Below are 20,979 nucleotides of genomic sequence, written 5' to 3' on the forward strand. Positions count from 1 at the left end.
GTCCGGCGCCTGTTCCTCCGGTCGCCTCTCCTACTCGACGGCCGGAGTTTTCTTCCGCTTCAGGTCGAGGTCTGGAAACTCGTCTCCCGGTCGAGTTCACTGCGAGGTGCCGTCCGGCATCCCTGGGGAGGAACCTCGTGGCTTCTGTGGCTTCGCCAAAGACCCGCGCGCGCCTACGTACGTTCGCCTCGCTCCTGGCCGGCTGCACGGTCCTGGTCGGGCTGGCGGCCGGAGGCACCGCCACCGGATCGCCGCCGAACGCCTCGGCACAAGGTACGCGGCCGGACCCGCGGTACGACCTGCACTCGGCCACCTCCGACAGCGCCGACCATCCGGGCAGCAGCGTCGACCGGCGTGCCGCCCAGGCACCACGGGCGGCAGACGTCGCTCCCCGGCTGGAGACGGCCACCGCCTCCCGGCCGGTCGCGCCCGGGGTGACGCTGCGGTCGTTCGACCGGTACGGACCGGACGCCTACACAGGCACGCCGAACTGGCTGCAGTCGGACTCGCTCACCGTCGACCTCACCAAGGGAACCTCGGTCGGCTACCTCTTCCCGGGCCGGGTCGCCTCGGGCGCGCCGATCTCCGAGCAGGCCCGGCAGGCCGGCGCGGTCGCCGCGGTCAACGGCGACTTCTTCGACATCAACAACTCCAACGCGCCGCTGGGGGTCGGCATCAAGGACGGCACCCTGCTGCAGTCGCCGGACACCAGCCCCACGTGGCAGAAGTCCGCGGCCATCATCACTCCGGACGGGCTGGGCAGCATCGGATCGGTGTTCTTCACGGGCACCATCGCACTGCCGGGCGAGAAGACGGCTTCCCTGGCAGGGGTGAACAAGCCGACCCTGCCCACCGACGGCATCGAGGCGTTCACCCCGCTGTGGGGCAGCTACTGCCGCTGCCGGGCCACCACCGGCGCGGCGAAGGTGGCCGAGGTGGAAGTGGTGGGCGGCAGGGTCACCGCAGTCCGCGACAGCGCGGGCTCCGGAGAGGTTCCCTCCGACGGGTTCGTGCTGGTGGGCCGCGACGCGGGGGCGGACACGCTGGCCGCGCTCACCGTCGGGGATCCGGTGAGCATCGACTACCGCGCCAGAACCGCCGACGACAAGGAGATCCGGACCGCCCTGAACGGCCGTCAACTGCTGGTTGTCAACGGCGTCGCGCAGAAGGCCAGTGCGGGCAACAACGTTCCTCCCGCGCCGCGGACCGCGGTCGGCTTCTCCCGCGACGGCACGAAGATGTTCCTGCTCGCCGCGGACGGCCGCCAGCCGGCATTCTCCGACGGGCTCGGCCTGGACGAACTCGCCGACATGATGGTCGAACTCGGCGCCTGGAACGCGGTCAACCTCGACGGCGGTGGATCGACCACGATGGTCGCCCGCAAGCCCGGAGAGCAGACTGTGCGGGTGGAGAACCACCCCTCCGACGGCAGCGAACGCCACGACCCCAACGGCCTCGGCCTGTTCGCGCCCGAGGGTTCGGGTCGTCTGCGTGGGCTGTGGGTCGAGCCCACACTGGATCCGGAGCGGGCGGCCGGCTCGTCCGCGGTCGCACCCGCCCGCCCCGACCGGGTGTTTCCCGGGCTGACCCGCCGGCTGACCGCCACCGGGTACGACGAGACGTACGGCCCGGCGGCGAGCACCCCGCGCTGGCGTACCAGCGGCGGTTCCGACGCCGGCACCGTCGACCGGGAAGGCGTCTTCCACGCCCGCACCACCGGCGCCGCCACGGTCACCGCGTACGACCGGGACGTCACCGGATCCACCGCCCTGCAGGTGCTCAGGCCGCTCACCCGGCTCGGCCCGACCGTCGACCAGGTGGCTTTGCCCGGCGAGGGTGACCACACGAAGCTCGGCGTCCTCGGCTACGACCGGGAGGGCTACGCGGCACCGATCGAACCCGCCGACCTCACCCTCGACTACGACCACGACCTGCTCGACATCAGTACCGACGACGCCGGCCAGTACGTCGTGACCGCGAGGCAGGCAAGCGGTTCGGTACTGGTCACGGCCACGGTGAACGTCACCGGCCGGCAGATCAGCACGGTCTTCCCGGTCACGGTGGGCCTGGAGGAGAAGGTCGTAGCCGACTTCGAGGACTCCTCGGCCTGGAACTTCTTCGGCGAACGCGCCACCGGCTCGGTCGGCTCCGCCGAGGGCAAGGTGGGCAGGGGACTTCGGCTGGACTACGACTTCACCGCCTCGACCGCGACCCGCACCGGCGGTGCCGTACCCACCGGCACGGTGGAGATCCCCGGCCGGCCGCGAGCCCTGCGGCTGTGGGTCGACTCCAGCGGCAAGGGCGAGTGGGCGAGCCTGCAGGTGTACGACGGCGCCGGGCAACTGCTGCCCGCGATGCGCGCCGGCTACCTCACCAAGCCCGGCTGGCAGCAGCTGGAGTTTCCAGTGCCCGCGGGGACGCAGTATCCGCTGCGGCTTCGGCGGTACTACTCCGCCGAGACCCGGCCGGACGCGCAGTACCAGGGCAGCATCGTGATCGACCAGCTCACCGCACTGGTGCCGCCGTCGGTGGACGTACCCGCACAGCCGATCCGCAAGGACCCGTTGATCGCCGCGAACACCGACGTCGGCGGGCAGCCGTGGCGGTTCGCGGTGATGTCGGACGCCCAGTTCGTCGCTCGCGATCCCGACAGCGACCTGGTGAGGTCCGCCCGGCGCACGCTGCGGGAGATCCGGGCCGCCTGCCCGGACTTCCTGGTCATCGACGGCGACCTGGTGGACGAGGGATCGCCCGCGGACCTGGCGTTCGCCAAACAGGTACTGGACGAGGAACTCGGCGGTACGGTGCCGTACTACTACGTGCCCGGCAACCACGAGGTGATGGGCGGCGACATCGCCAACTTCCAGGCGGAGTTCGGCGCCACCAGCCGGGTCTTCGACCACGAGGGCACACGGTTCCTCACCTTCGACACCTCGCGGCTGTCGATCCGCGGCAGCGACTGGACGCAGCTGCGCACACTGCGCAGCCGGCTCGACGCGGCCGCCGCCGACCCGGACGTCGGCTCGGTGGTTCTGGTGCAGCACGTCCCGCCGCGCGACCCGACGCCGAGCCGGGCCAGCGAGCTCGGCGACCGCAAGGAGGCCGCCACCATCGAGCGGTGGCTGTCGGACTTCCAGCGCACGACAGGCAAGGGAGCGGTATTCGTCGGCGGGCACGTGGGCACCTTCCACGCCGACCGGGTGGACGGTGTGCCGTACTTCGTCAACGGCAACTCCGCCAAGACCCCCTCCACCCGGCCCGAGGACGGCGGCTTCACCGGCTGGTCGTTGTGGGGCGTGGACCCGGTGACGCCGGACGCGGCCGCGGCCGCCCGCCGCGACCCGGTCCACGATGCTCCGGACTGGGTACGCACGCAGGTGCGCCCGCACGTCGACACGCTCACCGTGACCGCGCCGGAAAGCCTGACCGTGGGTCAGTCGACTGCCGTCAAGACGACCTTGACACAACACGGCAGGACGATGCCGGTGGCGTACCCGATGAGTGCGCGCTGGAGCGGCTCGGCCAACGTCTGGATCGGTGACCCCGCCGACCGGCGGCCCGGCCACATCGCGGTACTCGACCCGCGGACGGGCACGCTCACCGCGTACCGGCCGGGGAGGATCACCCTTCGCCTCACCGTGAACGACACCACCGCGGAGGCGACCGTCACCGTCGAACCTCGTCCCGGCGGCTGAGCCGAGGTGCGAAACCACCGTGAAACGGTCCTGAACGTTCACCGCGGTCGCTCACGGACTGTCGACCAGGCCTGACCGATCTGGACGTGCCGTACGACGGGCATTGACCGCACACGCGACGACCGCCTAGCTTCCGCCGGAAAGGAAGGTGGGCCGATGTCTGCAGGACCTGCGCGACGACTGGGCGCCGTCGTCCTCGGTGCGTTGCTGCTGGCCGCCTCGCTGAGCCCGGCAGACGCCGCGGTGCGAACCGGTGCCGGCAACGGCAATGGCACCGGCACCGGCACCGGCATCACGGTGGGCAACTGGCTCACCGACCCGGCGCGCAAGGTGTACTTGACACGGCAACCGGACCTGAACTGGAAGCGCGGAACTCCTCCCACGGGCACCACCATCACCGTGGACGAGACGCGGAAGTACCAGTCGATGGAGGGCTTCGGTGCTTCGTTCACCGACTCCTCCGCCTGGCTGGTGGGCACCAGGCTGGACCGCGGCCGCCGGGAGACGGCGATGCGGGCGCTGTTCGGTCAGCGTGACGGCATCGGGCTGAGCTTCGTCCGCCAGCCGATGGGCGCCAGCGACTTCGCGGTGAACGGCAACTACTCCTACGACGACATGCCCGCCGGGCAGACCGATCCGACGCTCGCGCACTTCTCCGTCGACCACGACCGGGCGTATGTCATCCCGGTTCTGCGGGACGCGCTGCGAATCAACCCGAGGCTCACGCTGATGGCCTCGCCGTGGAGCCCGCCCGGCTGGATGAAGACCAGCGACTCGATGGTCGGTGGCACGCTGAAGCCGGAGGCGTACCAGCCGTTCGCCGACTACTTCGCGAAGTTCGTCAGGGCGTACGCGGACGCGGGTGTGCCGATCTCCTACGTCACCCCGAACAACGAGCCGCTCTACGTACCCGCGGGCTATCCCGGTCTCGATCTCGGCCCGGACAAGGAGGCCACGTTCATCCGAGATCACCTCGGCCCCACCCTGCGCAAGGCCGGCCTGCCGACGAGGATTCTCGGCTACGACCACAACTGGGACGTGGTGAGCTACCCCGAGAGCCTGTACGCCGACCCGGCCACCTCCCGCTACGTCGCCGGGACGGCCTGGCACTGCTACGCCGGGGACGTGCGCGCGCAGTCCCTGTCCCACAACAACTTTCCGGGCAAGCCGGCCTTCCACACCGAGTGCTCCGGGGGAACGTGGGAGGGCGACGACGCCGCGGGCTTCGCCGGCGCGATGTCGCTGGTGGTCGGTGCTCCTCGCGAGTGGGCGAAGTCCGTCGTGCGATGGAACATGGCGCTGGACGGCGACAACGGCCCGACCAACGGCGGCTGCCTCACCTGCCGCGGTGTTCTGAAGGTCACCAAGGACGCGGACGGACGCTGGAACTGGTCGAGGACGGTCGACTACTACGCACTCGGGCACGCCAGCAAGTTCGTCCGGCCCGGCGCGCGTCGAATCGCGTCCAGCGCGCCGGCCGCGGGGACCGACGGCGCGGTGCAGAACGTCGCGTTCGTCAACCCGGACGGCTCCAAGGCGCTGATCGCGTTCAACCCGGGCAGGTCCGCCGCGACGTTCCACGTGCGCTGGGGACACCTCTGGTTCGACGCCACGTTGCCCGCGGGTTCTGCGGCCACCTACACCTGGCGCGGAACCCAGGACGCCACCGCCAGCGACGGCGCGCTGGGCACCACCGACGTGCACTTCGAGCGGCCGGGCAAGGCTGCGTTGACAGTCTCCTGGGACGCCGACCTGCTGAGCCGGCTCAACCAGGTCAGGGTGAACGGCTCCTGGCTCGGATACTCCCTGCCCACCGGCGCGTCGTTGCAGGCCCCGGTCGCGTCCGCTCCCCTGCCGCGTACGAACTGGACGGCGACCGCGAGCGCGAGCAGTCCGGACGACCCGCCGCGACAGGCGATCGACGGCGACCCGGCCACCAGGTGGAGCACGGGGCACGGGATGACGCCGGGCGACTGGTTCCAGGTCGATCTCGGCGCGTCCACGACGTTCGACGAACTCCACCTGGACACCTCCGCCAGCCCCGGCGACTTCGCCCGCGGCTACGAGGTCTACGTGTCCGAGGACGGGAAGTCCTGGGGCGAGCCGGTGGCGCGCGGCGGCGGTGCCACCCAACTGCGGGTGCTGTTCCCGCCGGTGACCGGGAGGTACGTCCGCATCGTCAACACCGGAAGCTCCGGCAGCTGGTGGTCGATCCACGAGGCGGACGTGCTTGCCGCAACCGGCTCCGGATCGGGGCCGGGATCAGGCGGCGAGCAGCCACCGGCGGCGAACGCGGACCTGCTGCGGCGTACGGCGACCACACCCGACGGCACCGCGCTCGAGGTCTACTACAACGCCGGCGACCAGGCGGCGACGTTCGACGTCACCTGGGCGGACACGACCTACCGCTACAGCCTGCCGGCCGGCGCGTCCGCGACCTTCACCCGCGCGGACTGAGCTCGAGCGGGGCTCTGTACTCCCGTACCTGGCCACGACCGGACTGGCGGCGCGGGGTGCAGGCGGGACGGGGCGTCCGTCCGGCCTGCCCCACGACCTGGTCAGGACGGGCCGCAGTGCCCGGCCGTGGCGATCAGCTTGACCAGGTGGTCGACGGCGTCGGGGAGTACGACCGAGGTGACCACGCGGGTGCGGCTCTGCGGGTCGTCGGTCGCGGTGCTCGCTCCGGCCCGCTCGCCCTCGGGCTCCACCGAGATCGTGACCGGGCGGGAGCCGAGCAGGTCGGTCCGCAGCATCGCCAGCACGGCAAGCGGGTCGTGCGGGACGTTGGACTCCTCGCCGGTGAAGTTCCACCACTGCCGGACCTCCGCCTCCAACTGGCGGCCGAGCGCGCCGGCGGCGGCGATCTCGCCGAGGTGGTCCGGGCCGATCCGGGCCTGGGTGGTGATCTCCAGCCCGACCACGGTGACCGGGATGCCGGAGGCGAACACCTCGGCGGCGGCCACGGCGTCGCTGCGGAAGTTGTGTTCGGGCTCGGGCCGGTCGAACCTCCCGCCCATCACGTGGAGCCGGCGTACGTTGCGGGCGAAGCTCTCGTCCGCCCTGATCGCCTCGGCGATGTTGGTCAGCGGGCCGATCGCCACCACGTCGATCTCGCCGGGCCGTTCGGCCACGGTCCGGGTCAGGAACTCCACCGCGCTGACGTCCTCGAGGTAGGCCTCCGCGCCGAGGTCGTGGTAGAGCCGACCCTCGAAACCCGCCCACCAGGCGTCGGCGCCGGTGAGCGGACGCTCGGCGCCGGCGACCACGGCCAGACCGTCGTGGCCGGCGAGGCGGGCCAGCCGCCGGGTGACCAGTGCGCGAAGCCGGACGTCGCCGTAGACCGTGGTGACGCCGAGCAGCTCGATCTCGGGCGCACCGAAGATCATCGCCAGGGCGAGCGCGTCGTCGACGTCGGAGCCGATGTCGGTGTCGAGGATCACCTGGTGGGTGGCGGCCACGACGGTCTCCGTTCTCGGGGAATCCCGGGGAAGTTGCCCGGCCGGACGCCGATACAGGGCGCTGACCAGGGGTTCTGTCGGTTCGCAGGGACGAATCAGGGGATGAAGACTATCCCCTGCCGGTCGCCAGGGCACCGGGCAGAGTCGTGTCGTCCGGGCCGTACCTCCCCGCGCACAGGCCCCAGCTGTCGTCGGCGGGCACCTCCCCGGCGTAGGTCTCGGAGTCCTGCTCCGGGTGATAGCCGATCGCGTTGTGGGTGAGCCAGCGGCTCCGGGTGTTGGCCGAGATGCCGGGACAGACGGCGTACGACACGTCCGCCGCCAGCGCGCGGGCCACGAGTTGGCGCAGGTCGTCCGGGCCCAGCCAGCCGTCCAGGGCACTGGAGGCGAGCGGGCGCTCGGTGGTCGCCCCGAGCCGCAGCGCGACGACGGACGCACCGGTGCGGTAGGCGTGTGCACGGCCCAGCGCCTCGCCGAACGCCTTCGTCGCGCCGTACGCGCAGCAGGGCGCGGCCGGCCAGGACGGGTCGATCAGCGGGGCGCCCGGCCGGGCGTACTGCCCCATCGCGTGGGCCGAGCTCGCAAGCACGATCCGGGGTACGCCGGTGGCGAGGAGTGCCGCCACCACGTCCACGTTGGGGACCCGCAGGTCGTCCCAGGACGCGGTGGGGTCGGCGTTCGCGGCCAGGTGGACCACCGCGTCCACGCCGCCGGTCACCCGGGCGAGGAACGCCGGGTCGGCCAGGTCGCCGACGACGTCCACGGCGTCCACCGGATCGGTCCCTCGGCCCTCCACCCGGTCGGTACGCACCAGATCCCAGCCGTCGAGGTCGGGGTGGGTGCCGAACCCGGGTGCCAGCATCGCGGCCACGCCGCCCGCCGCGCCGGTGAGCAGCAAGCGCCTGGTCATCGGAGCTCCATTCGCTCGCGGGTCCCTTCGTTCCGGGTTCATTCGGGGTTCAGCTGTCCTGGGCGCGGTAGCGCCAGAAGATCGGGAACGCCACCACCGCGGCGAGCATCGCGACCACCACCAGGACGCCGCCGCCGCTCACCGCCACGGTGGTGCCGACCGCCGCGCCGGCCGTGCCGTGCAGCAGGTCGGCCAGCCGCGGCCCACCTGCGACCACGACGGTGAAGACGCCCTGCATCCGTCCGCGCATCTCGTCGCTGGCCGCCGACTGCATGATCGTTCCCCGGAACACCATGCTCACCAGGTCGGCCATGCCGGCCACGGCGAGGAAGAACGCCGCCAGCCACAGCCACGGCGACAGGCCGAAGCCGACGATCGCCAGCCCCCACGCGCACACCGCCCCGATCACCGCGACGCCGTGCCGGCGGACCCGGGAGAACGCGCCGGAGAACAGGCCGCCGAGCACCGCACCGAGGGGGATCGCGGCGAACAGGATGCCGAGGGCGAAGCCGCCGCCGGGCGGGTCTCCGAACGTCTGCTGGGCCATCTGAGGGAACAGCGCCCGGGGCATGCCGAACACCATCGCGATCACGTCGGCCAGGAAGGAGACCAGCAGCACCTTGCGGGTGGCGAGGTAGCCGAACCCCTCGATCACGTGCCGCAGCCCGGCCCGCCGCGGAGCACCGGCCAGCGGCGGCAGCGCCGGCAGCCGCCACACCGCCCAGATCGTCACCGTGAGCGCGACCGAGTCGATGAGGTACAGCGTGGACAGGCCGAGGACCGGGATCAGTACGCCCGCCAGCAGCGGCCCGATGATCGAGCCGATCTGGAAGACGGTGGAGCCGAGCGCGTTCGCCGCGGGCAGCAGGTGGGCGGGGACCAGGCGTGGGATGGAGGCGCTGCGGGCCGGCTGGTTGACTCCGGCACACGCCTGCTGCAGGCCGAGTAGCCCGAACAGCACCCACACCGAGTGCGCACCCGCGAACGCCTGCGCCCAGAACAGCAGCGAGGTGACGGCGATGCCGGTGTTGGTGACCAGCAGCAGCTTGCGCCGGTCCACGGCGTCCGCGATCGCGCCGCCCCACAGGGCGAACACGACCAGCGGGACCAGCGCCACCAGACCGGCCAGCCCGACGTAGGCCGAGGAGCCGGTGATGTCGTAGATCTGCTTGGGCACCGCGACCGCCGTGAGCTGACTGCCGACCGAGGTGACAGCGGTCGACGTCCACAGCCTGCGGTACGCCGGGATGGACAGCGGCCGGGTGTCCACGACGATCCGCCGAAGGTCCCACCGGGAACGGCGCCGGCCCGGGCCGGTGGCCCGGCCGTCGTGGGTGGCGCTGTCGTCTCGGAGGTCCTCGGCCCCGAGTGTCTCCTGGGCAGGCGGTGACGGCTGCCGGAAGTCGAGCGGTTCGTCGGAGGAGTCCGCTGAGTCTGCTGCGTCGGGGTGGAGGTTGCTGCCGGAACTGCCGGTGCTGCTGGTGCCGGGCTCGCCTCGGCCGGCGGGATGTGACACCTGCGATTCCTCTCGATGTCAAGACTTTAGCCGCAGACACCTTAGCTCAGGGAGATCGGCGAACGAGCCGCGTTCTCGGCGTACGGCATCCCGGGCCGACTCCGGCCGCACACGCGGGAGGACGTCGACCTGGCCACCGACCGCACCGGAGCGCTTACGCCGCGGCCCACCGTCGGGACAGCTCGGCCACCAGGTCGTCCAGGGACAGGCCGGTCACGTCCAGCTCCGCGTCCACGGCCGGCTCGGCCGCGGCGTCCTCGGCGTGCAGCGCGGCGAACTCCTGCGCGGTGAGATGCACCGGCCGGGTCGCGGCCCGCCGCCGCGCCTCCGCGACGTCCACCCGCAGCCGGACCACCAGGCAGCGGGGAAGCTCGGCCCGGTAGATCGTGAGCGTGCGTGGCGTCACCACGTCCGTCAGCACGGTGGCGAACCCCTCGGCGGTGAACCGCCGGGCCAGCTGACAGGCGTTGCGTACGCCGAGCTCCTGCTGGCGGACCCCCTCGTCGCCGTCCCACGGAGCGGCGCCGCCGGCCACGACAAGCTGGCGTACGTCGTCCACGTCGACGTACGCACCTCGCGGCCGCGACTCCGCGAGCCGCCGCCCGGCACTCGTCTTGCCCACGGCCGGCGGACCGGTGAGCACCAGCGGAGCGCGCATGCGACCAGACCCTAGGCCAGCCGATCGCCCTGCGCGGCCTCGGCTGGTCGGCCGGGTCCGGCCGGATGCTGGACCAGCGACCGGACCCGCACCTAGCGTGACCGCGATCAACCAAGATCATCCGCGCGGTGCACCCGCGGGTCCCACGAAAGGGGACGGCCGATGCGAGGTCCGGAGGTCGGTCGAAGGACACGGCTCACCGCGGTCGCCGCCGGGTTCGCGCTGGCGGTGGCGGCGTTCGCGGGCTCGGCGTTCGGCGGTTCGGCACTGGCCGCACCGAGCGGCACCACCACCACGACCACCGGCGCCGCGCCGGCGAGCGTGGTCCGCGACCCGCACGGCTCCCGGGAGCCCTCGGGCACCGAGGTCCGTGCGGTCGACGGCACCAACGTGGTCTTCTCCTACGGCGAGGTGATGCCGTCCTTCGACGGTTACGCCCGCCACGAACCCACCCGGCGCTACCTCTCCCTGGACCGGACCTGGCGGTTCCGCTACGACCCCGGCAACCAGGGCCTGACGGCCGGCTGGCAACAGCCGGGTGCCGACGACTCGACGTGGGACTCGATCGCGGTGCCGTCCTCGTGGGATCTCAAGGACAACGACGGGTGGGCCGGTTACGACGGCGCCGACTTCGGCAAGGGCGGAGCACTCGAGGACGGGTACGCGTGGTACCGCACCAAGGTCGCGGTGCCCGCGTCGTGGCGCGGTACGCACGTCCGGCTGGCGTTCCTCGCCGCCTCCTACAGCGCGGACGTCTGGGTGAACGGCACGTTCGTCGGCAAGCACGAGGGCGGCCACACCGCGTTCGCCCTGCCGGTCGGCGACGCACTGCGGCCCGGACAGCCGGCCACCATCGCCGTCCGCGTCTACCGCCGCGCGAGCTACACCGCCTACGACGGGACCGGTGAGAAGGTCAGCGACGACCACGCGCTTCCGCCCGGCGTCGTCGACTACTGGCCCTACGCAGGGCTCACGCGTTCGCTGTGGCTGGAGTCGGTGCCCGAGGTCAACCTGGCCAAGGTGCTGCTGGACGCGAAGGCGGACACCCTCGACGCGCGGGTGGTGGTGCAGAACAACGGCGACACCGACTTCCACGGGTACGTACGCCTCGATCCCGGGCGCGGCTCGACCGGACGGCCCGTCCAGGTGCCCGTCGACGTGCCGGCGGGCGGGGTGGCGGTGCCGTCGGCGCGAATCGACGTGCCGGGTGCGCCGCACTGGAGCGTCGAGGACCCGCGGGTTCTCACCGCGCGGGCGTCCCTCACCGCCACCGAGGACGGCCGGCCGGTGGACACCCTGGCCGCCACCTACGGCGTACGCGAGATCGAGGTGGACGGTACGCACCTCCAGCTTGACGGCCGGCCGCTGTTCCTCAAGGGAACCAACTGGCACGAGGAGACCGACCGGTCCGGCCGGTCGATGACCTACACCGAGTACGACCACGAACTCGGCCAGGTCAAGGCGGCCGGCGCCAACTTCCTGCGCAACTGCGTCTACAACCGCCACCCGTACGTCTACGACTGGGCCGACCGCAACGGCCTGCTGCTGATGGACGAGTGGGACACCATGTGGGTGAACACCGACCAGCAGAAGCTGCAGACCGAGAGCTACGGCCTGTCCCGCGCGCTCGCCCTGGCCACCGCGTGGAACAACCACAACCATCCCTCGGTGATCCTGTGGGGTCTGCAGAACGAGTCGACGATCGACGGGAACGGCGCGCCGGTCTACCGCGCCTGGCTGGCCGACATGAAGGCGGCGGTGAAGGCCGTCGACCTGTCCGACCGGCCGGTCACCTGGGCGTCGTACTCCTCCTGGGACCCGGCGTTCGACCTCGCCGACGTGGTGGGTTTCAACGAGTACTTCGGTTACTTCTACGGCAAGAACGAGGACCTCGGGACCACGCTGGACGCCGTGCACCGCAACCATCCGGACAAGCCGATCCTGATCACCGAGAACGGCACCTGGTCCTATCTCGGCAAGCACGGCTCGCCGGCCGAGGCAGGCACCGAGGAGTGGCAGGCCGCCAACTTCGTCTCCCACTGGGACCAGGTGACCGCGCCCAGCCGGCCGTGGATGGCCGGCTACACGTTCTGGGTGCTGAAGGACTACAAGGAGCGCGCCGGCTACAACCAGAACTACAACGGCCTGTCCACGATGGGCATGCTCGGCTGGGACGGGACGACTCGCAGGCTGGTCTTCGACGCGTTCGCCGAAGCCCGGTCCCCGCGCTGAGCGGACCCGTAGGGTTGGCCCATGATCGTGGTACACGCGGTACTCCGCTCCCGACCCGAACGCCGCATGGAGACCGTGGCCGCGCTGATCGCCATGCAGCACGCGGTCCGCACCAACGACGACGGCTGCCTGCACTACGCCTTCGTCGCCGACCTCGAGGACGACTGCCTGTTCACCTGCGTGGAGGAGTGGACCGACCTGGACGCTCTGCGCGAGCACCTGGCCAGTCCGCACATGGCGGCCCTCGACGCGGTGCTCGCGGACACCGCCGAGGGGCCGGCCGACATCCGGGTGTTCGAGGCGGTGCCGACCGAGATCACCCCGGTCTGACGGCCGGCACGTCGTCGGTGGGCCAGTTCGAGTTGGGAACGCCCGCCGCCGGGACGTCGCCGGCCGGTACGCCGTGAGCGCGTTCCCGCTCGACCTGGTGCAGCAGGTCGCGGGTCAACGTCTCGCCGAGCGCGCGGTAGGCCTCGAAGTCGAACTCGCCGTACAACTGGTCCCCGGTGGTGTGCCGCGGGAAGTCGGGGTGTTCGAGGGCGTAGGTCTCCAGGTCCCAGCACAGGTCGCCTGCCAACACGGCCTTGACGAGCAGGATGTCGGCCGTGCCGCCCTCGGGATAGGTCGCCCGGCCGCGTGCCCAGCCGCGGCCGATCCGCTCCCCGCCGTGGCGCTGCAGGGTGCGCAGGTCGAGGTTGACGTCGACGCCGAGATCCATCCGGGCGGACGCGATCGCCGAGCCCACCGCCGCGAAGGAGTCCTCCACGTCGTTCGACGCGTCGATCACCACGACCCGGGCGGGGCGGCGGCGCAGTGCCTCCACCAGGCCGAGGTTGTCGTAGTGGCCGCCGTCGGTGACGTACAGCCTGCGGTCGTACATCGACGCCCGGCCGAACGCCTCCCGGAACAACTGGTGGGCGCCCGGCTTGTCCGCGATCGACGCGGCGTACGCGGTGGCCGAGGCCAGCCGGGTGAGCATCCCGGTTCGGCTCTCGCCTCGCCGGCGTTCGGCCAGGTCGCCGCAGCGGCGGGCGAGCGCGGCCGCCGGTGACGTCGTACCCCAGTACGGGTTGGGCAGCCACACGCCGAGCCGGGCGTTGACCACCGCGAACAGCAACCGCATCGGGCGGGTACTGGCGTTGTTGCGCCCGGTCAGCGGCGCGAACGCGGCTCCGCTGATCGCCACCGCACCGGGCAGGGTCACGTCGCGATGGTGGTAGTCCGCGCGGACCTCGTACTCCGCGGTGGGTTCCAGCCCCTCCGCGGGGAGGGTGACGTCGCCGGCGATGCCGGTCAGCTCCGGGTCGAAGACGAACGGCACACAGCCCCGGTCCGGCGGGATGAAGTCCGCGTCGGCGGCGTTGGCGGAGCCGACGATCACGAGTTGCGGACCGCCGTCCGGCGACACGGCGTACCGCGAGTACGGCAGCGGTGTCGGGTAGGCGCGTTCGGCCTCCCGCTCGGAGTGTCCCCGGCCGACCAGGTACGCCACCGACAACCGCTCGCGGTAGTACGGATGCAGGGACGTGCGGGTGGCGTCGGTGAAGATCCGCGTCGCGACCAGCATCGCCGCGCACAGACCGGCCACCCACCAGCGCGAGCGCCACTCCTCACTGGCGGCGTACCCCGCGGTCCAGCGCAGCAGCACCACGAGCACGCCCACGACCAGCAGCGCCGAGCCGAGCCAGGGCACCAGGTGGGTACGAAGCCAGGTGAGGATCCGCCTGCGCAGGCTGGGACCGACCCCCGCGGAGATGGTCTGGATCCCTTTCCAGGCCGACCGGGCCAGCGCGATGAACGCCGCGCCGAGAGCGGCCAGGGTGACGAAGCCGAACTGCGAGTCGACCGCGGCGTTCGCGTTCGTGGCCTGCGGTCCGGCGACGCCGCTCGCGGTGCCGACCACTCCGTCGGTCAGCCCGCCGAGAAGGCCGGAGTGACCGCCGGCCGGACCAGGGCCGAGGTTGTTCGCCCACACCAGGACCAGCGGAACGCCCAACAGCAGCAGGGGGCTGACGATCCCCGGCAGCAGGAGCAGCCGGGCCAGTGCCCGGCCCTCCCTGCGCAGCCAGGTCGGCGGGACGCGGAACCGGTCGACCAGCACCTCCGCCAGGAACAGCACCACCACGATCGCCAGCGGACCGGCGGCGCCCAGCCAGTACCACGTCGGCAGGCTGCCGAAGTCCGTGGACGCGTCGGCGCCACCGAGGCCGCGTACGACGGAGGTTTCCGCGATCGCCCAGCCGAGCACCCAGGCCACTGCCCGGATCAGGATCCCAATCAACACCAGGTTGACAACGGCGCCGTACAGCAGGGACATGATGGCGCGGGCGCCGACCGCCAGCGAGGGCATCAGGTAGTGGGTGTGCCGGCGCAGCCGGGCGAGCTCGGGACTGCCCATGGAGTATGGCGGGCTCTCGCCCGGCGACGTGCGTCCCTCGTCGACCAGGGAGCGCCGCAGGAAGTGGAACGCCGCTGCGATGTAGCCGCCGCCACTGACGCCGATCACCGTCGAGGAACGTTGGTACTCACCCGCGTCGGTCAGCGCCTGCAGGGCTCCCAGTGAGAACGCCGCCGACCGGATGCCGCCGCCGGAGCAGCAGATGATCTGCCGGCCGCGGTCGTGCCTGGTGAGGTCCGCGGCGACCTTCCCGTCGGGTGTCTGCCCGCCGGCCGCCTGCCCGTTGGATGCCTGCCCACCAATCGGCGGCGTTCGGCTCAGCGAGCCGTACCGGGTGGTCACCAACGCCGTCCCGGCCAGCAACAACCCACCGATCCACAGCACCCACAACGCCCCGGTCAGCCAGCCGACCGACAGCGAGGGACACGTGCCGGTCGCGGATCGGTCGCCGAACCGCTGCCACAACACGACGTTCTCCACCCCGTCCAGGAAGGCGGCCGCGCTCACCAGCACCGCACCCGCGAACGCGCGCCGGCGAACCATGTCCCCCGCCGGCCGCACCAGCGCCACGAAGCCGTGCGCACGCCACGCGGCGAGGAGGTAGGCGCAGATCAGTCCGGTGTCGACCAGCAGCGACAACCGCGCGGGTGTGGCGCACGGTTGCTCACCGGCCTGCACCGCATGCCGCATCGGCCACTGCACCAGCAACAGCAAGGCGGTGAGCAGCATCGCCGCCCGCACCTGCCGCCAGTGCCCACCCAGCCGAACCTCTGCCCGCGTGCGTTCGTCCGACACGAGCGTCCCCCTTCGCGCGGTCGGGCTGCACCCCCGGCGGGCTCGCCATGCCGTGCTCGACGTCGTACGAAGAAGGTAGTCCCGCCGCTGTCCGGCGGCTACCGGACTCGACTCATCGGGGAGCTCGAACTCATCGGGGAAAGCCGGGCGTGGCCCAGGTGGTGCCGTCGGGTGCGATCGCGTACGCCTCGAAACCCGTCCGCCCGGCGAGCCACTCACGCGCCTGTTCGCCCATCGCCAGTGCGGCGGTGGCGTAGGCGTCGGCGGTGGGCAGGTCCGGGCCGACGACGGTGACGCTCGCCCACCCGGTGGCGGGTTCACCGGTGCGCGGATCGACGACGTGGGCGCCGCGTTCGGCCGTGCCCGACGTGGCGACCGCGATGTCCGCGCCCTCGACGACCGTCGCCAGCCGGCTGCGGTCGTGCGGGTCGGCGATGCCGACGCGCCACCACCGGCCGGGCGCGGGCCGGCCACGGGCGAGGACGTCGCCGCCGGCGTTCAGGCAGTGAGCCTGCGAGCCGGCCGCCCGCAGGATGTGGTCGGCCTGCTCGATCGACCATCCCTTCACCAGTCCGGACGGGTCGAGCCGCCCGGCGTACCTCGGGTCGAAGTAGCCGACCGTCTCCACTCTCAGTTCCTCGCACCGCGCCAGCACCGACCGGACCGTGTCCGGGCAGTCGGCCAGTCCGACCTCGCCGCGGTCGAGCCGGCTGATCGCGCTGTCGGGACGGTAGGTGCTGAACGTCGCGTCGACGGTGTGCAGCCAGCTGACGACCGCATCCACCGCGCCGGCGCCCACCCGCGTGTCACGGACGTCGATGGTCACCGCCGTACCCATCACGTACTCCACATGACGGACCGGGCCCGGAGCCGTCGCCGCGCTCACGCGCCGGCCTTGTCGAGCGCGGACTGCAGCGAGGTTCTGTAGCCCTCGCTGGTGTACGTCGCGCCGGACACGCTGTCGATGTGTGCGCTCTGGGCGGACAGGGCCTCCTTACGCAGTTCGGGTGCCGAGAAGCCGGCGATCTCGGAGCTTCGCTGGTTGCCGCCCGGCAGTTGCAGCGCGGTGACGTCGGTGATCCGGTGCCCGACCAGGGTGACCTGCACCTGCACAGGGCCGTACGGCGTGTCCGCGGTCTCCCCCGCCACCTTCACCTTCGTCACGGGCTTGGGCTTCGGGACGACCTTCTTCGGCGCGGCCTGCACCTTCGGGGCAGCCTTCGCCCTGGGTGTCGCCCTCGTCTTCGTCCCGGTGGACGGCTTCTTCGTCGCCGTCAACTTCTTCTTGCGCGGGGTCGGGTCAGCCGTGGGAGTCGGCGTCACCTTGGGTGTGGGCGTGCGCTTGGTGGCCGTCGACCCGGATCCGGTCGCGCCGGCGCCCGGCGCCGCCGCGGTGGCCAGGCCCGGCGCACCGGTCTGTGACTTCACCCCCAGCAGCAGCACGATTCCGGTGATGGTGGTCAGCGCGGTGAGCACGATGCGTTTCATCAGAAGTTGAAGTCCTCGTGGTGGATTCGGCGCGCGGGAACCCCGCACTCCCGCAGCGACTCCATCGCGGTGGTCATCATCCCGCCGGGTCCGCACAGGTAGGCGTCGCGCTCGGCGACGTCGGGCACCAGGCGGCGCAGCCAGTTCGGATGCAGCGCCGGTTCCTGACCGGGACCCGGAGGGCCGACCAGATAGTGCACGACGGCCCGGCGGTCGGCGGCGATCTCGTCCAGTTCGTGACGGAACACGACGTCCTCGTGCCTGCTGGCGCGGTAGATCAGGGTGAGCCTGCCCTCCTCCGCCGGTAGCGATTCGAACAGCGCACGCAGCGGGGTCACCCCGACCCCGCCGGCGATCAGCACCACGCCGTGCCGGCTGCGCCGCCGAGCGGTGAGCGCGCCGTACGGGCCCTCGGCGAGCACCCTGGTGCCCACCCGGATCCGCTGCAGTTGCTCGGTGTGGTCACCGAGTGCCTTGATGGTGACCCGCAGCCAGCTGGGGTTCGGCGCGGCGGACAGCGAGTACGGATGCGACTGCCACCACGCGTTCCGGGTGAGGAAGCGTAGCCGCAGGAACTGCCCCGCCTCCGCGCCGAGCTCGTCCAGGCGGGCCCCGGTGAGGTAGACCGACACCACGCCGGGCGCCTCGGTACGGACGGCGGCCACCTCCAGCCGGTGCCGCCAGAGGTTGCGGATCGGGACGAGGAGGCGGTACCAGACGAGCAACGCCGTCGCGGCGGCGTACGCACCGATCCACCCCCACCGCGCCACGGCGTTCGGCACGAACTGCGCACCGGTGAGGATCTGGTGCCAGAACGCGAGCGCTATGCCGGCGTAGGTCAGCAGGTGCAGGAGATACCACGTCTCGTACCTCACCCGGCTGCGGATCGCGGTGGCCGAGACCGTCCCCACGAGCACGAAGAGTCCCGCGCCGATCACCGCCCACAGGACGTACGGGTAGCCGGTCAGCAGGTCGGTCACCTCAGCGCCGAGAGACGCATGCGCGGTCAGCGCGTACCCGAGCCAGATCAGCACCATGTGTGCGACCGTCACGCACACGACGTAACGTCCGACCATGCTGTGGATCCGGGCCAGCCGGTCCGTGCCGACCTGGCGTTCCAGCAGCGGGAGGCGGGCCATCAGCACCAGCAGGATCACCACCAGGTAGCCGGCGAACAGCCCGGTCAGCCGACCAGCCTCGGTCAGCTGCGCGCCGAAGGAGGTCGGCGGAAGGGTGCTGGTCCACCACAGCAGGGTCAGGCCCCCGGCGCCGACGGCGACCCCGGCCCACACCAGCCACGGCGAGTGCCGCACGATCAGAGCACGCATGGACACCACCGTGGCCGACCGACCTGTGGGAACCCGGTGACAATACTGTCCGCGCCCTGTGAACCGAGCCGGCGGCTTCCGCGTTCACAGCGAACGCACAGGAAACCCACACCCAACTCCCAGCCCCGACGGCGAAGGTGTGTAGTAGAGAACCGCGGGGGACTCGCACCGGCGCCTGCCGGTGGCGGCAGCCCGACGAGGAGACCCTGTGCCTGGTACGGAAGGTACGGCACCAATCGAACAATCCGAACGTACGGCACGAACCGAGGCCACCCAGCACACCGGGCGGGCCACCGTGGCCGACCCGCCGGTGCGGGTGCTGGTCATCGACGACGAGCGCTACCTCGCCGAGATGATCGCCTCCGCGCTGCGGTACGAGGGCTGGAAGACCATGGTCGCCGGGACCGCCGACCAGGCGCTGACCCAGGCCCGCGACTTCGGGCCGTCCGCGATCGTGCTGGACGTGATGCTGCCCGACACCGACGGGTTCGCGTTGTTCGCGGCACTTCGCGCCAAAGGGGTGGACGCGCCGGTCATCTTTCTCACCGCCCGCGACGGTACCGAGGACCGCGTACGGGGGCTCACCATCGGTGGCGACGACTACGTCACCAAGCCGTTCAGCCTGGAGGAACTGATCGCCCGGCTGCGCACGGTCATGCGCCGCGCGGCCGCCGCGGTCCCCCGCGGCACCGGGCTGCGGGTCGCCGACCTGATGCTCGACGAGGACTCTCGCGAAGTACGCCGCGGTGACCGGTTGGTCGAGCTGACCCCGACGGAGTTCGAGCTGCTGCGCTTCCTGATGCGCAACGCCCGCACGGTGTTGTCGAAGGCGCAGATCCTGGACCGGGTGTGGAACTACGACTTCGGCGGCAACGCCAACGTGGTCGAGCTCTACATCTCCTACCTCCGCCGCAAGATCGACGTCGACGCCGAGCCCCTGATCCACACGGTTCGCGGGGTCGGCTACGTCCTCCGCCCGCCGCTTTCGTGAGCCGCCGGCGTTCGGTCTACACGGCGGCGCGAGGGTTCCTCGCCCGTCAGCCGTTGCGGCGCCGTGTCCTAACCCTGGTGCTGCTGCTCACCGCCGGAGTGCTGGCGGCCGGCGGGGTCGCGACGACGCACGCGCTGCAGACGTACCTGCTCAATCGCACCGACGGTCAGCTGCGCCAGGTCGCCGCACAGACGAGGGACGCTCTCCTGCACGGGGACGACGACGCCGACCGGGGGCAGATCCCGCCCGAGGACGCGGTCCGGTTCGTGGTGAGCGCCGACGGCAGCCGATCGGCGATGCTGCCCGCGACCCGCGGCGCGACCGAGCACGTGCGGGACCTGTCGCATGCCGAGCAGGCCAGGCTTGCCAGGGAGGTGCCCGTCGAGTCCCCGCGTACGTTCGAGGACCGCGCGCTGCCCGGCCCGTACCGTCTGGTGGCCACGGAGTTCAAGAACGGCGCCCGGCTGGTGGTCGGCCTGCCGTTGCGGTGGCTGAACGACACCGTGCGCCGGCTGGTGCTCATCGAGTTCGCGGTCGGCCTGGCCGGACTGGCTGTCACCGCGGTCCTCGGCTCGATCCTGATCCGGGTCGGGCTGGCTCCGCTGGGCCGGATGACCACCACCACCCGGCGGATCGCCGAGACCGACCTCACCGGCCCGGAAGCCGCGGTGCGGCTGCGGGCGCCGGTGCTGCCGCCGCAGACGGAGGTGGGTCAGCTCGGCTCGGGGCTGAACCACATGCTGGAGGCGATCGACGCGTCCTTCCAGGCACGTAACGAGGCCGAGCGCCAACTGCGGCAGTTCATCGCCGACGCCTCCCACGAGCTGCGGACACCGCTGTCGACCGTACGTGGATACGCCGAGCTCTTCGACCGTTCGACGAGGGACGGCGACGGGACCCTCGCACTCGACCAGGACCTCGACCTCGCCGAACTCGGCACGGCGATGCGCCGGATCGCCGCGGAGTCGAACCGGATGAGCCTGCTGGTCGACGACCTGCTGCTGCTCGCCCGTCTGGACCAGGGCCGCCCGCTCGACCGCCGCCCGGTCGACCTGTGCCGGCTGGCGGTGGACGCCGCGAGCGACTTCCGGGTCCGCGGCCAGGACCGCCCGATCAGGCTGGACCTGCCCGCCGACCCGCTCGTGGTGAACGGGGACGAGGGCCGGCTCCGCCAGGTGCTGGCCAACCTGCTCGCGAACGTCCACGCCCACACCCCGACCGGCACCGTCGTCGACCTGCGGGTCCGCGACGAGGACGGTGACGCCCTGGTGGAAGTCCACGACGACGGGCCCGGCGTACCCCCGGCCGCGGTCGCCCACGTCTTCGACCGCTTCTACCGTGCCGACACCTCGCGCACCCGCGCCAGCGGAGGCACCGGGCTCGGCCTGGCCATCGTGCAAGCCGTGGTTGACGCCCATCGCGGGACCGTACGGGTGAGCAGCCGGCCCGGCGACACGACGTTCCGCGTCCGGCTTCCGGCGGCCTGACTCGCGGGCACTATCCTGCTCGC

Annotated in this window: 14 protein-coding genes; 6 read left to right on the top strand and 8 right to left on the bottom strand. The window is 71.8% G+C overall.

Translation table 11 applies throughout. From position 1 onward, the window contains the following. Positions 1-137: 137 nt before the first annotated feature. Positions 138-3,695: a phosphodiester glycosidase family protein gene (locus BLU27_RS01990; protein WP_241827735.1), complete on the top strand. Its 3,558-nt coding sequence runs from the start codon at positions 138-140 to the stop codon at positions 3,693-3,695. A gap of 156 nt (positions 3,696-3,851) precedes the next feature. Further along, a complete protein-coding gene (locus BLU27_RS01995; protein WP_092650010.1) occupies positions 3,852-6,152 on the top strand; it encodes a discoidin domain-containing protein in 2,301 nt (766 codons plus the stop codon). A gap of 101 nt (positions 6,153-6,253) precedes the next feature. On the opposite strand, the gene BLU27_RS02000 is transcribed toward BLU27_RS01995, so the two are convergent. The 4 genes from BLU27_RS02000 to BLU27_RS02015 all read right to left on the bottom strand — a co-directional run bounded on the left by BLU27_RS02000 (position 6,254) and on the right by BLU27_RS02015 (position 10,237). After that, positions 6,254-7,153 (bottom strand): nucleoside hydrolase, encoded by a 900-nt coding sequence (locus BLU27_RS02000; RefSeq protein WP_157728154.1) that lies wholly within the window; start codon positions 7,151-7,153, stop codon positions 6,254-6,256. 109 nt (positions 7,154-7,262) lie between these two features. Then, a complete protein-coding gene (locus BLU27_RS02005) occupies positions 7,263-8,063 on the bottom strand; it encodes an NAD-dependent epimerase/dehydratase family protein (RefSeq protein WP_157728155.1) in 801 nt (266 codons plus the stop codon). Positions 8,064-8,112: 49 nt separating this feature from the next. Further along, positions 8,113-9,579: an MFS transporter gene (locus BLU27_RS02010; protein ID WP_197681635.1), complete on the bottom strand. Its 1,467-nt coding sequence runs from the start codon at positions 9,577-9,579 to the stop codon at positions 8,113-8,115. 154 nt (positions 9,580-9,733) lie between these two features. Continuing rightward, complete coding sequence (locus BLU27_RS02015; RefSeq protein WP_092650016.1) at positions 9,734-10,237, bottom strand: nucleoside/nucleotide kinase family protein; 504 nt, start codon at positions 10,235-10,237, stop codon at positions 9,734-9,736. Positions 10,238-10,399: 162 nt separating this feature from the next. On the opposite strand from BLU27_RS02015, the gene BLU27_RS02020 reads away from it, so the two are divergent. Continuing rightward, positions 10,400-12,469 (top strand): glycoside hydrolase family 2 protein, encoded by a 2,070-nt coding sequence (locus tag BLU27_RS02020; protein WP_092650018.1) that lies wholly within the window; start codon positions 10,400-10,402, stop codon positions 12,467-12,469. Between the two features lie 21 nt (positions 12,470-12,490). Further along, a complete protein-coding gene (locus BLU27_RS02025) occupies positions 12,491-12,799 on the top strand; it encodes a putative quinol monooxygenase (protein WP_092650020.1) in 309 nt (102 codons plus the stop codon). On the opposite strand, the gene BLU27_RS02030 is transcribed toward BLU27_RS02025, so the two are convergent. The 4 genes from BLU27_RS02030 to BLU27_RS02045 form a co-directional block, all read right to left on the bottom strand. Beyond that, on the bottom strand, positions 12,786-15,662 hold the full coding sequence (locus tag BLU27_RS02030; protein WP_092650021.1) for a patatin-like phospholipase domain-containing protein: 2,877 nt from the start codon (positions 15,660-15,662) through the stop codon (positions 12,786-12,788). The genes BLU27_RS02025 and BLU27_RS02030 overlap by 14 nt on opposite strands. A 130-nt stretch (positions 15,663-15,792) precedes the next feature. Next, a complete protein-coding gene (locus BLU27_RS02035) occupies positions 15,793-16,548 on the bottom strand; it encodes an FAD:protein FMN transferase (protein ID WP_197681636.1) in 756 nt (251 codons plus the stop codon). Further along, positions 16,545-17,150 carry an FMN-binding protein gene (locus BLU27_RS30165; protein ID WP_092650025.1) on the bottom strand — a complete coding sequence of 202 codons (606 nt, stop codon included), beginning with the start codon at positions 17,148-17,150 and terminating at the stop codon, positions 16,545-16,547. The genes BLU27_RS02035 and BLU27_RS30165 overlap by 4 nt, the downstream gene beginning before the upstream one ends. Further along, positions 17,150-18,478: a ferredoxin reductase family protein gene (locus BLU27_RS02045; RefSeq protein ID WP_092650027.1), complete on the bottom strand. Its 1,329-nt coding sequence runs from the start codon at positions 18,476-18,478 to the stop codon at positions 17,150-17,152. The genes BLU27_RS30165 and BLU27_RS02045 overlap by 1 nt, the downstream gene beginning before the upstream one ends. Positions 18,479-18,773: 295 nt before the next feature. On the opposite strand from BLU27_RS02045, the gene BLU27_RS02050 reads away from it, so the two are divergent. Then, entirely contained in the window at positions 18,774-19,469 is a 696-nt protein-coding gene (locus BLU27_RS02050; protein WP_241827977.1) for a response regulator transcription factor, read from the top strand. 296 nt (positions 19,470-19,765) lie between these two features. Further along, complete coding sequence (locus BLU27_RS02055; protein ID WP_449709256.1) at positions 19,766-20,956, top strand: sensor histidine kinase; 1,191 nt, start codon at positions 19,766-19,768, stop codon at positions 20,954-20,956. Positions 20,957-20,979 lie beyond the last annotated feature (23 nt).

It is taken from the genome of Actinopolymorpha singaporensis, from assembly GCF_900104745.1.
Lineage (GTDB): Bacteria > Actinomycetota > Actinomycetes > Propionibacteriales > Actinopolymorphaceae > Actinopolymorpha > Actinopolymorpha singaporensis.

What these genes read in the sequence shown, in the direction of transcription:
- BLU27_RS01995 (WP_092650010.1), top strand. Translation starts at nt 3,852, where the DNA reads ATGTCTGCAGGACCTGCGCGACGACTGGGCGCCGTCGTCCTCGGTGCG.
- BLU27_RS02025 (WP_092650020.1), top strand. Translation starts at nt 12,491, where the DNA reads ATGATCGTGGTACACGCGGTACTCCGCTCCCGACCCGAACGCCGCATG.
- BLU27_RS02015 (WP_092650016.1), bottom strand. Translation starts at nt 10,237, where the DNA reads ATGCGCGCTCCGCTGGTGCTCACCGGTCCGCCGGCCGTGGGCAAGACG.
- BLU27_RS02055 (WP_449709256.1), top strand. Translation starts at nt 19,766, where the DNA reads ATGCTGCCCGCGACCCGCGGCGCGACCGAGCACGTGCGGGACCTGTCG.
- BLU27_RS02020 (WP_092650018.1), top strand. Translation starts at nt 10,400, where the DNA reads ATGCGAGGTCCGGAGGTCGGTCGAAGGACACGGCTCACCGCGGTCGCC.
- BLU27_RS30165 (WP_092650025.1), bottom strand. Translation starts at nt 17,150, where the DNA reads ATGAAACGCATCGTGCTCACCGCGCTGACCACCATCACCGGAATCGTG.
- BLU27_RS02005 (WP_157728155.1), bottom strand. Translation starts at nt 8,063, where the DNA reads ATGACCAGGCGCTTGCTGCTCACCGGCGCGGCGGGCGGCGTGGCCGCG.
- BLU27_RS02045 (WP_092650027.1), bottom strand. Translation starts at nt 18,478, where the DNA reads ATGCGTGCTCTGATCGTGCGGCACTCGCCGTGGCTGGTGTGGGCCGGG.